At 39.3% G+C, this 12,039-nt stretch carries 13 protein-coding genes and 3 tRNA genes; 1 reads left to right on the top strand and 15 read right to left on the bottom strand.

Annotation, left to right across the window (positions count from 1 at the left end; all coding sequences use genetic code 11):
- Positions 1-154: 154 nt before the first annotated feature.
- The 10 genes from rplL to V4P57_RS02775 all read right to left on the bottom strand — a co-directional run bounded on the left by rplL (position 155) and on the right by V4P57_RS02775 (position 5,438).
- Positions 155-526 (bottom strand): 50S ribosomal protein L7/L12, encoded by a 372-nt coding sequence (gene rplL / locus V4P57_RS02820; RefSeq protein WP_455466669.1) that lies wholly within the window; start codon positions 524-526, stop codon positions 155-157.
- 102 nt (positions 527-628) lie between these two features.
- The gene (gene rplJ, locus V4P57_RS02815; protein ID WP_455466668.1) at positions 629-1,147 is read right to left on the bottom strand and encodes a 50S ribosomal protein L10; all 519 of its coding nucleotides are present in this window, start codon (positions 1,145-1,147) and stop codon (positions 629-631) included.
- Positions 1,148-1,508: 361 nt separating this feature from the next.
- On the bottom strand, positions 1,509-2,207 hold the full coding sequence (rplA, locus tag V4P57_RS02810; protein WP_455466667.1) for a 50S ribosomal protein L1: 699 nt from the start codon (positions 2,205-2,207) through the stop codon (positions 1,509-1,511).
- A gap of 4 nt (positions 2,208-2,211) precedes the next feature.
- Complete coding sequence (gene rplK / locus V4P57_RS02805) at positions 2,212-2,640, bottom strand: 50S ribosomal protein L11 (protein ID WP_455466666.1); 429 nt, start codon at positions 2,638-2,640, stop codon at positions 2,212-2,214.
- Positions 2,641-2,787: 147 nt separating this feature from the next.
- On the bottom strand, positions 2,788-3,318 hold the full coding sequence (gene nusG / locus V4P57_RS02800; protein WP_455466665.1) for a transcription termination/antitermination protein NusG: 531 nt from the start codon (positions 3,316-3,318) through the stop codon (positions 2,788-2,790).
- A gap of 20 nt (positions 3,319-3,338) precedes the next feature.
- Positions 3,339-3,551, bottom strand: a complete 213-nt coding sequence (gene secE, locus V4P57_RS02795) for a preprotein translocase subunit SecE (protein ID WP_455466664.1) — start codon at positions 3,549-3,551, stop codon at positions 3,339-3,341.
- Between the two features lie 210 nt (positions 3,552-3,761).
- Positions 3,762-3,837 (bottom strand) — tRNA-Trp (locus tag V4P57_RS02790).
- 56 nt (positions 3,838-3,893) lie between these two features.
- Complete coding sequence (gene tuf / locus V4P57_RS02785) at positions 3,894-5,069, bottom strand: elongation factor Tu (protein WP_455465563.1); 1,176 nt, start codon at positions 5,067-5,069, stop codon at positions 3,894-3,896.
- 183 nt (positions 5,070-5,252) lie between these two features.
- A tRNA-Gly gene (locus tag V4P57_RS02780) sits at positions 5,253-5,326 on the bottom strand.
- Between the two features lie 28 nt (positions 5,327-5,354).
- Positions 5,355-5,438, bottom strand: a tRNA-Tyr gene (locus V4P57_RS02775).
- 207 nt (positions 5,439-5,645) lie between these two features.
- Here V4P57_RS02775 and V4P57_RS02770 point away from each other — a divergent pair.
- Positions 5,646-6,476: a TrmH family RNA methyltransferase gene (locus tag V4P57_RS02770; protein WP_455466663.1), complete on the top strand. Its 831-nt coding sequence runs from the start codon at positions 5,646-5,648 to the stop codon at positions 6,474-6,476.
- On the opposite strand, the gene V4P57_RS02765 is transcribed toward V4P57_RS02770, so the two are convergent.
- The 5 genes from V4P57_RS02765 to tig all read right to left on the bottom strand — a co-directional run bounded on the left by V4P57_RS02765 (position 6,466) and on the right by tig (position 11,944).
- Positions 6,466-7,206: a rhomboid family intramembrane serine protease gene (locus V4P57_RS02765; protein WP_455466955.1), complete on the bottom strand. Its 741-nt coding sequence runs from the start codon at positions 7,204-7,206 to the stop codon at positions 6,466-6,468. The two genes, V4P57_RS02770 and V4P57_RS02765, sit on opposite strands and share 11 nt — an antisense overlap.
- A 594-nt stretch (positions 7,207-7,800) precedes the next feature.
- Positions 7,801-8,226: a DUF2155 domain-containing protein gene (locus tag V4P57_RS02760; protein WP_455466954.1), complete on the bottom strand. Its 426-nt coding sequence runs from the start codon at positions 8,224-8,226 to the stop codon at positions 7,801-7,803.
- Positions 8,227-8,303: 77 nt separating this feature from the next.
- The gene (locus tag V4P57_RS02755; protein WP_455466662.1) at positions 8,304-8,702 is read right to left on the bottom strand and encodes an NADH:ubiquinone oxidoreductase subunit NDUFA12; all 399 of its coding nucleotides are present in this window, start codon (positions 8,700-8,702) and stop codon (positions 8,304-8,306) included.
- Between the two features lie 185 nt (positions 8,703-8,887).
- The gene (gatB, locus tag V4P57_RS02750; protein WP_455466661.1) at positions 8,888-10,387 is read right to left on the bottom strand and encodes an Asp-tRNA(Asn)/Glu-tRNA(Gln) amidotransferase subunit GatB; all 1,500 of its coding nucleotides are present in this window, start codon (positions 10,385-10,387) and stop codon (positions 8,888-8,890) included.
- Positions 10,388-10,516: 129 nt separating this feature from the next.
- Entirely contained in the window at positions 10,517-11,944 is a 1,428-nt protein-coding gene (gene tig, locus V4P57_RS02745) for a trigger factor (protein ID WP_455466660.1), read from the bottom strand.
- Positions 11,945-12,039 lie beyond the last annotated feature (95 nt).

The raw sequence follows: 12,039 nt of genomic DNA, 5'->3' as shown, positions 1-12,039 counted from the left end.
ACCATTGATTTACTCGGCCCTATGATAAAGGAACTAGAAGTAAAACCTATACCCATTTACTCAACTATTAGGAAATAGGCTTTCATTAATCATCTTCCTTTTTTTCAAGAGAAAGTAAATCGGCGAACATAAATGCCCGCCGACAAAATAAAATCTACTTAAGCTCAACTTTAGCACCAGCAGCTTCAAGTTGAGATTTAATTTTCTCTGCTTCATCTTTAGAAGCACCCTCTTTAATAGGCTTAGGAGCTCCCTCAACCAGATCTTTAGCTTCTTTAAGACCAAGCCCAGTAAGAGCACGAACTTCCTTAATGACATTAATTTTTTGCGCACCACCTTCAACAAGGATAACATCAAATTCTGTTTTTTCTTCAGCAGCTGGAGCAGCGGTACTGGCAACAGCAGCTACAGCTACAGGAGCAGCAGCCGAAACACCCCATTTTTCTTCAAGCAACTTAGAAAGCTCAGCAGCTTCCAAAACAGTTAAATTAGAAAGGTCTTCTACGATCTTCGCTAGATCAGCCATTTTTAAATTCCTTCAATTAAAAGATTTGAACCATTATTTAAAACTTATTCAAAAAACAGAAAAGCACCAAAACTCTTCCATAAACATGAATACAAAACAGCCTTAAGCCGCCTTATCCTCCTGAGCATATGCTCCAATGACACGCGCAACCCGACCAGCAGGTGCATTAATAACCTGTGCAATACGGGTTGCAGGAGTAGAAATCATACCCACAAGTTTTGCTCGCAATTCGTTCAGTGAAGGCAATGAAGCTAATGACTTCACAGCTTCTACACTCAAACTCGTTGCACCCATTGAACCACCAAGAATAACAAATTTGTCATTGGTCTTTGCAAAATCAACAGCAACTTTCGATGCTGTAATTGGATCTTCTGAATAAGCAATAAGTGTTTGTCCAACAAACAAATCCACTATCGATTCAGATTCCGTGCCCTGAAGAGCGATTTTAGCAAGACGGTTTTTGGCGACTTTAACGGCACCGCCAGCTTCACCCATTTTCGAACGAAGATCGTTCATCTGTGAAACTGTCAGACCGGAATAATGTGCAACAACAACAGAACCAGACTTTCGAAAAGCCTCATTAAGCCATGTAACAAATTCGCGTTTTTCCGCTCTATTCACTGTCTCTCTCCATTTAACAGATTTACTTAAAGCAAACCTGCTGGTTACCTTTGATAACACAAAATACTCCATGCTATCGATGAGGATCCTGTCCCCTTTTTCACGCATAACGATCAAAGGCAACCTTGGCTCAAACCCTTTAAGTCTTTTAACTCTCAGTTTTTACCCCAGTCTCATGCGGGCTTTTTCGATTAAGATACCCAAGTATCGCCCACAATCTCGGACAGGATATTCCGGAATTTCTTCCAGTATAACCTAAGCTCGATAAAGCTTAGATAGCTCAATGCCGATAAGAACCGACATCCTAAACATAATCTCGTTATTCACATACCCCAAAACAAAATTATAAATCTGTTTAAACTTACTCCGAACGAACAGTTGCAGGATCAACTTTAACTCCAATCCCCATAGTCGAAGAAACTGCAACACGCTTAACATATTCACCTTTTGCACCTTGTGGCTTAGCTTTAATAACAGCACTCGCGAAAGCTTTAATATTTTCCACTATCTTCTCAACCCCAAAAGAGGCCTTACCGATACCGGCATGGACAATCCCAGCTTTTTCAACGCGAAATTCAACAGCACCACCTTTAGAAGCTCTTACAGCACTAGCAATATCAAGCGTTACAGTACCAACTTTTGGATTTGGCATCAAACTCCGTGGACCAAGAATTTTACCAAGACGACCAACAAGAGGCATCATATCAGGTGTTGCAATACAACGATCAAAATCAATCTTTCCACCATTAATGCTCTCAAACAAATCTTCAGCTCCCACAACATCTGCACCAGCAGCCCTAGCCTCCTCAGCTTTATCACCACGTGCAAAAACAGCAACACGAACTTTACGCCCAGTTCCATTGGGCAAATGAGCAACACCTCGAACCATTTGATCTGCATGACGGGGATCAACACCTAAGTTCATTGAAATCTCAATCGTTTCATCAAATTTAGCAACTGCACGCTCTTTAACAATCGAAACAGCATCTTTTAAAGCGTAAAGCTCATTAAAATTAATATCTTTACGGATATTTTTTATTCTCTTTGCTATTTTTGCCATAACATTAGCCCACCACTTCCAAGCCCATAGAACGAGCAGAACCCTCAACCATACGCATCGCTGAATCAATATCATTCGCGTTAAGATCCTTCATCTTTGTTTGTGCAATTGAACGAATCTTATCACGAGAGATACTCCCTACAGACACTTTACCAGGCTCTTTCGAGCCAGATTTTAAATTTGCTTCCTTCTTCAAGAAAAATGATACAGGAGGTGTCTTTAAGGAAAATGTGAAAGACTTATCTTGGTAATACGTGATAACTACTGGAATCGGTGCCCCCTTTTCCATTTCCTGCGTAGCCGCATTAAACGCCTTACAAAATTCCATGATATTAATACCACGCTGACCGAGAGCAGGACCAATCGGTGGAGACGGAGTAGCCGCTCCTGCAGGAACCTGCAACTTGAGCTGACCTATACTTTTTTTTGCCATAACAATCTGCCTTCAATTTTACTGGGATGCAACAAGTTGTCTTGCCTGCTACCCTCTGCAGTTAAGTGGTCCGGATCATCAAGCCGACAAAAGCTATAACTCACCTCCCACCAGCTACCTAAAGTGGTTGAAAAAACTCTAAGCTCATCAGAGTTTCTCAACCTGACCAAACTCCAATTCAACAGGCGTAGGACGCCCAAAAATTAACACTTCAACCTTAAGACGAGAACGCTCTTCTTCAACCTCTTGAACGATTCCATTAAACGAAACAAAAGGCCCATCGGCAACACGAACCTGCTCTCCAACCTCAAACAATATAGAAGATTTTGGAGACTCAACCCCCTCCTGAACTTGTTTCAGAATTTGTTCAACCTCTCGATCAGAAATGGGAACGGGACGCGCATCTGATCCTAAAAATCCCGTCACTTTAGGAGTATTCTTAATGAGATGATAAACATCATCTGTTAACTCAGCACAAACAAGGACATAACCAGGAAAAAATTTTCGCTCAGTATCAACTTTACGCCCACGACGAACTTCCACAACACGCTCCGTAGGAACAAAAATCTTCTCAAACAGATGATCAAGTCCTTTTTGTTTTGCCTCCTTGGCAATAGCTTCTGCTACCTTTTTTTCAAAATTCGAATATGCTTGAACAATATACCAACGAGTAGCCACAGTCACACTTCCTTGCATTCTCAACTAAAAAGATATTTTAGAAGATCAATACCCCGCCAAACACCAAAATGCATAACCTGATCCACAACAAAAAAGAAAGCCGAAGCCAATGCAGTTACCAACAAAACCATAACAGTCGAAATCACCGTCTCGCGACGCGTAGGCCATTTCACCTTAACTGTTTCTGCATATACCTGTTTTAAAAAGGTTATTGGATTGGTTTTAGATGCCATCAATCACACTATATTCTTTCTAGCCTTAATTATGTTTTATACAATAAAATAAATACGACAAAAACGCGAAAAGCCAATCTTCAGCCTTATGCGGCTTCCTCATTTTCTACTCAATACCGATTCACGCACAAAAAAACAAGCCCTACACAAAAAAAAGCGAAGAAGGCAATTAAAAAACCACCTTCTCACAGCTAAAATGTTATTGCCCTCTGGCAGGGGCAGCAGGGCTTGAACCCGCGACCTGCGGTTTTGGAGACCGCCGCTCTACCAACTGAGCTATACCCCTAATTCTTAATATTAAAATATCTCCTAATAACAAAGACGTTTTTCAATAATCACTCTTTATTCAATGATTTTAGAAACGATACCGGCACCAACAGTACGACCACCTTCACGAATAGCAAAACGAAGCTTTTCTTCCATGGCAATTGGAACAATCAAAGAAACATCCATAGCAACATTATCACCAGGCATTACCATTTCTGTTCCTTCTGGAAGCGTTACTATCCCCGTCACATCTGTCGTACGGAAGTAAAACTGTGGACGATAATTCGTGAAAAATGGAGTATGACGCCCACCTTCATCTTTCGTTAAAATGTAAGCCTCCGCCTTAAATCGGGTATGAGGAGTAACTGAACCAGGCTTTGCCAAAACTTGACCACGCTCAATTCCTTCACGATCAACGCCACGAAGCAGTGCACCAATATTATCACCCGCCTGACCTTGATCCAAAAGCTTGCGGAACATTTCAACACCTGTAACCGTCGTCTTAGAAGTGGGACGAATACCAATAATCTCGACCTCTTCACCAACTTTAATAATACCACGCTCAACACGACCAGTCACAACAGTTCCACGACCAGATATCGAAAAAACATCTTCTATCGGCATCAAAAACGGCTGATCAACAGGACGCTCTGGTGTTGGGATATAATTATCAACTTCACTCATCAAAAGACGAACCGCATCTTCACCAATGCCTTTGTCCTTATCTTCAAGAGCTGCCAATGCTGAACCTTTAACTATCGGTATATCATCTCCTGGGAAATCATATTTTGATAACAACTCACGTACTTCAAGCTCAACAAGCTCCAGAAGCTCCTCATCATCAACCTGATCAACCTTATTGAGAAAAACTACAATCGCCGGAACACCAACCTGACGCGCTAGCAGAATATGTTCACGTGTCTGAGGCATCGGACCATCTGCCGCAGAAACAACCAAAATTGCACCATCCATCTGTGCTGCACCCGTAATCATATTTTTTACATAATCCGCATGCCCGGGACAATCAACATGTGCATAGTGCCTTTTTTCTGTTTCATACTCAACATGTGCTGTAGAAATCGTAATCCCACGTGCTCTTTCTTCTGGTGCAGCATCAATTTGGTCATATGCTTTAAATTCACCAAAATACTTCGTAATCGCTGCTGTCAATGACGTCTTCCCATGGTCAACGTGACCAATCGTACCAATATTAACATGCGGCTTCGTACGTTCAAATTTGCTCTTTGCCATTGCTATCAATCTCTTGTCTTGTTCTCTTGTTTTATTAGCACCTAGAAACAGTCCTGCAGAACTGAACTAAATTTGGACTGCCACATCAGTCCGAACACTACAACCCTTAGATGAAAAAAACCACCAAATCTACGATGGCAAGCTTTTCCATCATACTCACTCGCCCAATCAACAACAACTGTTTGGAGCGGGTAGCGGGAATCGAACCCGCATATTCAGCTTGGAAGGCTGCTGCTCTACCATTGAGCTATACCCGCAATCATGTAATAACTCTCCTCCGATGAATGGTGGAGGGGGTTGGATTCGAACCAACGTAGCATACGCAACGGATTTACAGTCCGCCCCCTTTAACCACTCGGGCACCCCTCCATTACATCGGCAAAGTTGCGCAACAAGGCATCACGACAACCAAAATTTGATCACCCATTCAATTCAAACCGGTCACGAGGCGGTTATGACGATTACTATTGTATCTGTCAACAGGATAAATATGATTCTGTACAAATTTCCTGCTAATAATTTTAAATCACAGCTTTTTTCTATCTATTTTTGCTATTTACACGCTATAAAGAAGCTATGAAAGAAAAAATATCAAAAAATTCTCATTATGCTCATCTACGTCGCCAATACCGCGATACAAAAGGCTTCCCTTCTCGATCTGCCTCACATCTGAAAAAGGAAACTATTCCTTTGCCACAAGGAAAAATTCGTCTTTATGGTATCCATTCGGTTCATGCTGCTTTAAAAAACCCAAAAAGAATTTTTGGTTGTCTCTATGTTACACCAAATGCCTTAAAACGATTAAATATATCCGAATCAGATTTACCTTGTTCTATTACACTATGCTCCCCCAAACAACTCGATGCACTCGTTGGAAGTGATGCAGTTCATCAAGGTGTTGTTGTGGAAACTGCCCCACTTAAGCCATGCCAATTGTCTGAACTAACGAATACCGATCTTGTCATCGTAATGGATCAAATTACCGATCCCCATAATGTCGGCGCTATTATGCGCTCTGCAGTTGCATTTAAAGCTGAAGCCCTTATCACCACTTGTCGCCACTCACCCCAAGAAAGTGGAGTTCTTGCTAAAGCCGCATCCGGAGCTTTAGAGCTGATTAATTATATCACTGTAGGAAACCTCGCCGAAGCACTCCAAGAGCTTCATCAAGCAGGTTTTATTAGTTTTGGACTCGATTCAGAAGGTGAATATCCTCTAGAAACTGCGTTAACAGGAAATAAAATTGCTCTTGTTTTAGGAGCAGAAGGGAAAGGTTTACGTAAAAAAACACGTAAAACCGTTTACGCATTAGCGCGTCTTGATATGCCCGGAAATATTAAATCATTAAATGTTTCAAACGCAGCAACAATAGCACTTTATGCTGCTCATAAATATCTTAGATCATAGTGTTTAATTTTTTCCGTGAAATATCAAAAAATCCAATCAATAAAAAACCTGAGAAAAAACCACCAATATGAGCCTCCCACGCAATTGAAACACCATCTTCTTTAAAGAAAAAAGAAGAAATTCCTATGATAAAATCAATACTCAACCATATACTTACGAAAACAAGTACATCCCTCGAACGCAGTGCTTTTTTGATAGACAATAAAGGGCCTAAAAGTTTTTCATTTTGCGTACTACCTGTCAAATAACTTCGAGGAAAACCGTAGCGTGCAATAGCACCCACCATTCCACAGACTACGCCTGACGCACCGACAAGCGATATCGCACTATTTTGGTGAAATACAAAATAAGTTAACACAGCTATAATTGCTGTTAATATCCAAAACATAAAAAAGCGAAAATTACCCATATGTCTCACTAAAGGAGACCCAAAAATCAAAAGCCAAGCCATGTTAATAGCAACATGTTTAAAACTACTATGCATAAATGAATAACTAATCATCGTATGACAAAATGCTAAAGGTTCAACCTTAAATAACACAGGTGTAAATGAAAAAAGATCAAGAATTTCAATAGAGAATTGAGGAGAAAAAAAATACTGAGGAATCAAATAAGTACCAAAACAAAGCGCTATCAAAACAACTATAATAAATGGAACATTCAATAATGGTTGTAGAGATTGTTTTGGGGAAAACGATACGTCATTATAGTGGTAATTGGCATCTTTCATCGTATAAAATCTCATACTCTTTGGTGAACTAGTAGCTCTTTGTGCAAAAATAAATATATAACTTATTGATAATAAATAAGTTTTTAACATAACTTCATTTGGTTGGCGCTCCTAGACTTCAAATATCTTTATATGAAACCGCTTGTGTTTTATACAAAATATTTTAAAAGATGAGTGTTTAGAATATCATCTACAAAATTACTACACCATGATAGAGCTAAATTAAAATGATTCAGTTAATTTAGATTTCTATTGTAGAGAGAATATAATTTTGATTATTCATCTGTTTAATATGCTTTTCAGTTGGAAAAAACAGAATCAGAGACTATAAAAACGAAACCCTATAAATTAATTTGTACCTTCTCTGTAGAATGATGGTACTTTATAATTTAGCAATTTAATATTAAGCACTTTTACGAAAACCATCACAAATGTGCAATAACAAATGTACTTTTAAAATATGCAAATAAAAATATCACCACTCCTTTTTCCACATCTAACCATCTCGTTTTAAAGCTATCTTTAGCTGCTTAGGGGAAAATTATAAAATAAACAAAAAGAATATTTTGATTTCAATACATCATTTATAAAAAATCATTGAAGAATCTGACTTTGAGAATTTTGTTTGCAATCTTTTAACCACACGTCATAAATAGGATGCTCTACAGCATTCAAACCAGGGCTATCTGCAAACATCCACCCTGTAAAAATACGCCGCACCTTTTTATCTAATGTAATCTCATTAACTTCAATAAAACCGGTTGTACGCGTCGGTTCATCCTTGGAGCTCGTATAACACGCGCGCGGCAATACCTGTAAAGCACCATATTGATAAACTTCACCAAGAGAAACTTCAAAACGCATCACCCGTCCAGTAATTTTATCAAGACCAGCAAAAACAGCAATTCCATTGCTCACACGCTCAGCTTGTACTTCAACAACTGAGGACAAAAATACTATAACCTCTATGAAACAAAGACAAAAAAAACGCTTCCACCCCAACAGTAAAAAAATTCTCATCACATTAAATCAATCATATCTAAAAATTCTATTTATAAAATAGTGCAAATAAAAAACAACGCACGCACCAGAGCATCTTATTTTTTAGGCGACCACGCATCATAATCTTCATGCACACAAGGACGCTCGCCACTGTAAGGAATAGCTCCTTTTGGACGATAAGCATCGCTCGTTCCTGTCATATTGGCAACGTGAGGCTTTTCCCATTCATACGGTTTATAATTCTCCCGCGTTGGTGGACTGTCACAGCGATGATGAATCCAACCATGCCAACCTGGAGGAATAGCAGAAGCTTCAGAACAACCTTTATAAATCACCCAACGACGCGGATAACCATCTTTATGAGTGCCTCCCTCATAATAAATATTTCCAAACTGATCTTCCCCTATACGCTTGCCTTTACGCCAAGTAAAAAAGCGCGTATTGATGGTATTACCATTCCACCACGTAAAGAATTGCTTAAAAAAACCAGCCATCTTTTATTCCATTTCTTCAGTATGTTCATGAAACCAATCATTAGAATAAAATTATCATGATACTTGCAATTACTGAAAACAAGAATTTATCAGCAAAATCGAACCATGTCACCATTTGATAAATTCAGCTATATTCCTCAATTAAGAGATATCATATTCATGAACTTTACTCTACCTCATAAAACTCAATCTATCCCAAGTTTTATCTTAATTAATTGATTAACAATTTGAGGATTTGCCTTACCACCTGTCATTTTCATGACCTGACCAACAAACCAACCACTCAAAGCAGGTTTTTGTTTTGCTTGTGCAACTTTATCAGAATTATTAGCAATAATTTCATCAACAGCTCTCTCAATAGCCTTTGTATCTGTTACTTGCTTCATATTGCGTTCTTCCACAATCTGACGCGGATCCCCCCCTTCATTCCAAATAATCTCAAACAGATCTTTAGCAATTTTCCCAGAAATTGTTCCTTCTTTGATAAGATCAATAATGCTCCCCAGTTGATCTGGTGATACTGGTGTCTCTTCAATCTCACGATTATCTTTATTTAAAGCACCCAACAGATCATTAATTACCCAATTGGCAACGATTTTTGCATCACGCCCGTGTGCTACTTTTTCAAAATAATCAGCAATGGCTCTTTCTGTCACAAGAATGGAAGCATCATATACCGTCAACCCCATATCCTTGACGAAACGTATTTTTATATCGTCAGGCAATTCAGGCAATTCAGCCGCTAACGCATCAACAAATGCTTGATCAAATTCCAACGGCAAAAGATCGGGATCAGGAAAATAACGATAGTCATGCGCTTCTTCCTTTGAACGCATAGACCGCGTCTCACCTTTAGCAGCATCAAAAAGTCGCGTTTCTTGATCTATGACACCACCATCTTCTAAAATTGCAATTTGACGACGTGCTTCATACTCAATCGCTTGACCAATAAAGCGAATAGAATTTACATTTTTAATCTCACAACGCGTTCCAAAATTTTCACCAGGGCGACGAACTGATACGTTAACATCTGCCCGCATAGACCCCTCATCCATATTACCATCGCAGGTACCCAAATAACGAACAATCGTACGTAATTTTGTCATATAGGCTTTAGCTTCATCTGCTGAACGCATATCCGGTTTAGAAACAATTTCCATAAGAGCAATGCCAGCACGATTAAGGTCAACAAAAGACATCGTTGGATGCTGATCGTGCATCGATTTTCCTGCATCTTGTTCAAGATGCAACCGCTCAATCCCAATTTCAACATCCTCAAACTGGTCGTTCGAATCTGGACCAACAGATATAATAACCTTCCCCTCTCCTACAATCGGAGAGCGAAATTGAGAAATTTGATAACCTTGCGGTAAATCCGGATAAAAATAATTTTTACGATCAAAAACAGACTTCAGATTAATCTGCGCCCTCAATCCCAAACCCGTTCGAACTGCTTGACGGACACATTCCTGATTAAGAACAGGTAACATACCAGGCATCGCTGCATCAATAAGCGACACATGATTGTTCGGTTCAGCACCAAACTTTGTCGAAGCTCCTGAAAAAAGTTTTGAATTGGATATGATTTGCGCATGAACCTCCATACCAATGATAACTTCCCAATCACCTGTAACTCCAGAAATGAAACGCTTAGAATCAGGAGTGCGCGTATCAACGATGCTCATTGCCAATCCACTATCAATATTTTTAAAATACACATGATGGCTAATCTAAAACCACTCTCAGTGCAAGCCTAGAATAGAAATCTTATAAAAAAGCCCGACTTCACCGGGCTTGTTCTTTTCGAGTAAATATTAACCTTTTTTAGGTGTCTTTTTCTTAGCCGGAACTTTTTCTGCGGCTTTTTCCTTCACTGCAGATTTTTTCTTCTCTGGCTTTTTTTCTGTTAAATCTGTTTCGTCATACTCTTTCATCAACTCTTCAACGGTCACTTCTTTATCTATGACTTTTATCTTTGTCAGCAAATAATCGATGACTTTTTCTTCAAAAATTGGGGCACGTAAATTTGCAACAGCTTCCGGAGTATTACGGAAAAAATCCATAATTTCTTTCTCTTGTCCAGGATATTGGCGAACCTGATCGAAAACTGCTGCTTTTAGTTCATCTTCACTTACTTTAACACCAACCTTCATGCCAATCTCAGAAAGTACCAAACCAAGACGAACACGACGCTGTGCAAGTACACGATATTCCTCCCGTGCTTGCTCTTCTGTAACGCCTTCATCTTTGAAACTGCGACCAGCCTTTTTTAAATCATCATTAACCTGAGCCCATATATTATTAAATTCAATTTCTAAAAGTCCTTCAGGAATCTCAAAATTATAATCAGCATCTAAAGCATCAAGAATTTGACGCTTAATTTTTTGACGAGTCATTGAGCCATATTGACTTTCAATCTGCCCACGAACAACTTCACGTAAGCGATCTAGAGATTCTAAACCAACTTTTTGCGCTGCTTCATCATCAATTTTTAGCTCGCTCGGCTTAGAGACGACTTTAACAGTGACATCAAATTCTGCATCCTTACCAGCCAAATGTACTGCATTGTAATTATCAGGAAATTTAACAGAAATCGTTTTCTTATCACCCGCTTTTACACCAACTAATTGCTCCTCAAAACCAGGAATAAATTGTTTTGACCCCAGAATCAATTGCGCATCATTATCTGCTCCACCCTCAAATGGAACCCCCTCAAGCTTACCAAGATAATCTATTGTAATACGATCACCTTCTTCAGAAGGACCATCTTTTAGCGAATAATCACGCGTAGAAGAAAGAACCCGCTTTACTTGATCATCAATCTCTTGTTCATGAATAGCTGCAATTTCGCGGGTAATTTCAATATGTCCAAAGTCTTTAATTTCAAATTTTGGCAAAACTTCATACTTTAAACTGAAAACAAAATCGGCTTCACTATCCAGAACTTTTTCATCTTCATCTACATCAATTTGTGGCTGCAATGCCGAGCGCTCATTGCGGTTCGCTAAAACAGAACGGGGTGCATCACTAACAATCTCATTGATAATTTCTACCATAAAAGATTTACCGTACATTTTTCGTAGGTACCCAGCTGGCACCTTCCCAGGACGGAAACCATTAAGCTTGATTTTACCCTTGGTATCATCCAACCGTTCATTTAATTTTTCTTCTAAATCTCGCGCCGGAACCACGATCTTAATTTCGCGCTTCAGTCCTTCATTAAGCGTCTCGGTAACCTGCATTTAAAAAACCTTCATTTCTCTGAGGAGAGGGATAAACCCACTCTGATAACAACCACATTCTAACACTCGAGTGTTAAATTACCATGAAGCGGAAT

The organism is Bartonella sp. B39, assembly GCF_053795145.1.
The sequence above is the reverse complement of the archived record's forward strand: the minus strand, read 5'-3'. Positions and strand labels throughout refer to the sequence as shown.

What these genes read in the sequence shown, in the direction of transcription:
- rplL (WP_455466669.1), bottom strand. Translation starts at nt 526, where the DNA reads ATGGCTGATCTAGCGAAGATCGTAGAAGACCTTTCTAATTTAACTGTT.
- rplA (WP_455466667.1), bottom strand. Translation starts at nt 2,207, where the DNA reads ATGGCAAAAATAGCAAAGAGAATAAAAAATATCCGTAAAGATATTAAT.
- rplK (WP_455466666.1), bottom strand. Translation starts at nt 2,640, where the DNA reads ATGGCAAAAAAAAGTATAGGTCAGCTCAAGTTGCAGGTTCCTGCAGGA.
- secE (WP_455466664.1), bottom strand. Translation starts at nt 3,551, where the DNA reads ATGGCATCTAAAACCAATCCAATAACCTTTTTAAAACAGGTATATGCA.
- tuf (WP_455465563.1), bottom strand. Translation starts at nt 5,069, where the DNA reads ATGGCAAAGAGCAAATTTGAACGTACGAAGCCGCATGTTAATATTGGT.
- V4P57_RS02770 (WP_455466663.1), top strand. Translation starts at nt 5,646, where the DNA reads ATGAAAGAAAAAATATCAAAAAATTCTCATTATGCTCATCTACGTCGC.
- V4P57_RS02765 (WP_455466955.1), bottom strand. Translation starts at nt 7,206, where the DNA reads ATGAAAGATGCCAATTACCACTATAATGACGTATCGTTTTCCCCAAAA.
- V4P57_RS02760 (WP_455466954.1), bottom strand. Translation starts at nt 8,226, where the DNA reads ATGAGAATTTTTTTACTGTTGGGGTGGAAGCGTTTTTTTTGTCTTTGT.
- V4P57_RS02755 (WP_455466662.1), bottom strand. Translation starts at nt 8,702, where the DNA reads ATGGCTGGTTTTTTTAAGCAATTCTTTACGTGGTGGAATGGTAATACC.
- gatB (WP_455466661.1), bottom strand. Translation starts at nt 10,387, where the DNA reads ATGAGCATCGTTGATACGCGCACTCCTGATTCTAAGCGTTTCATTTCT.
- tig (WP_455466660.1), bottom strand. Translation starts at nt 11,944, where the DNA reads ATGCAGGTTACCGAGACGCTTAATGAAGGACTGAAGCGCGAAATTAAG.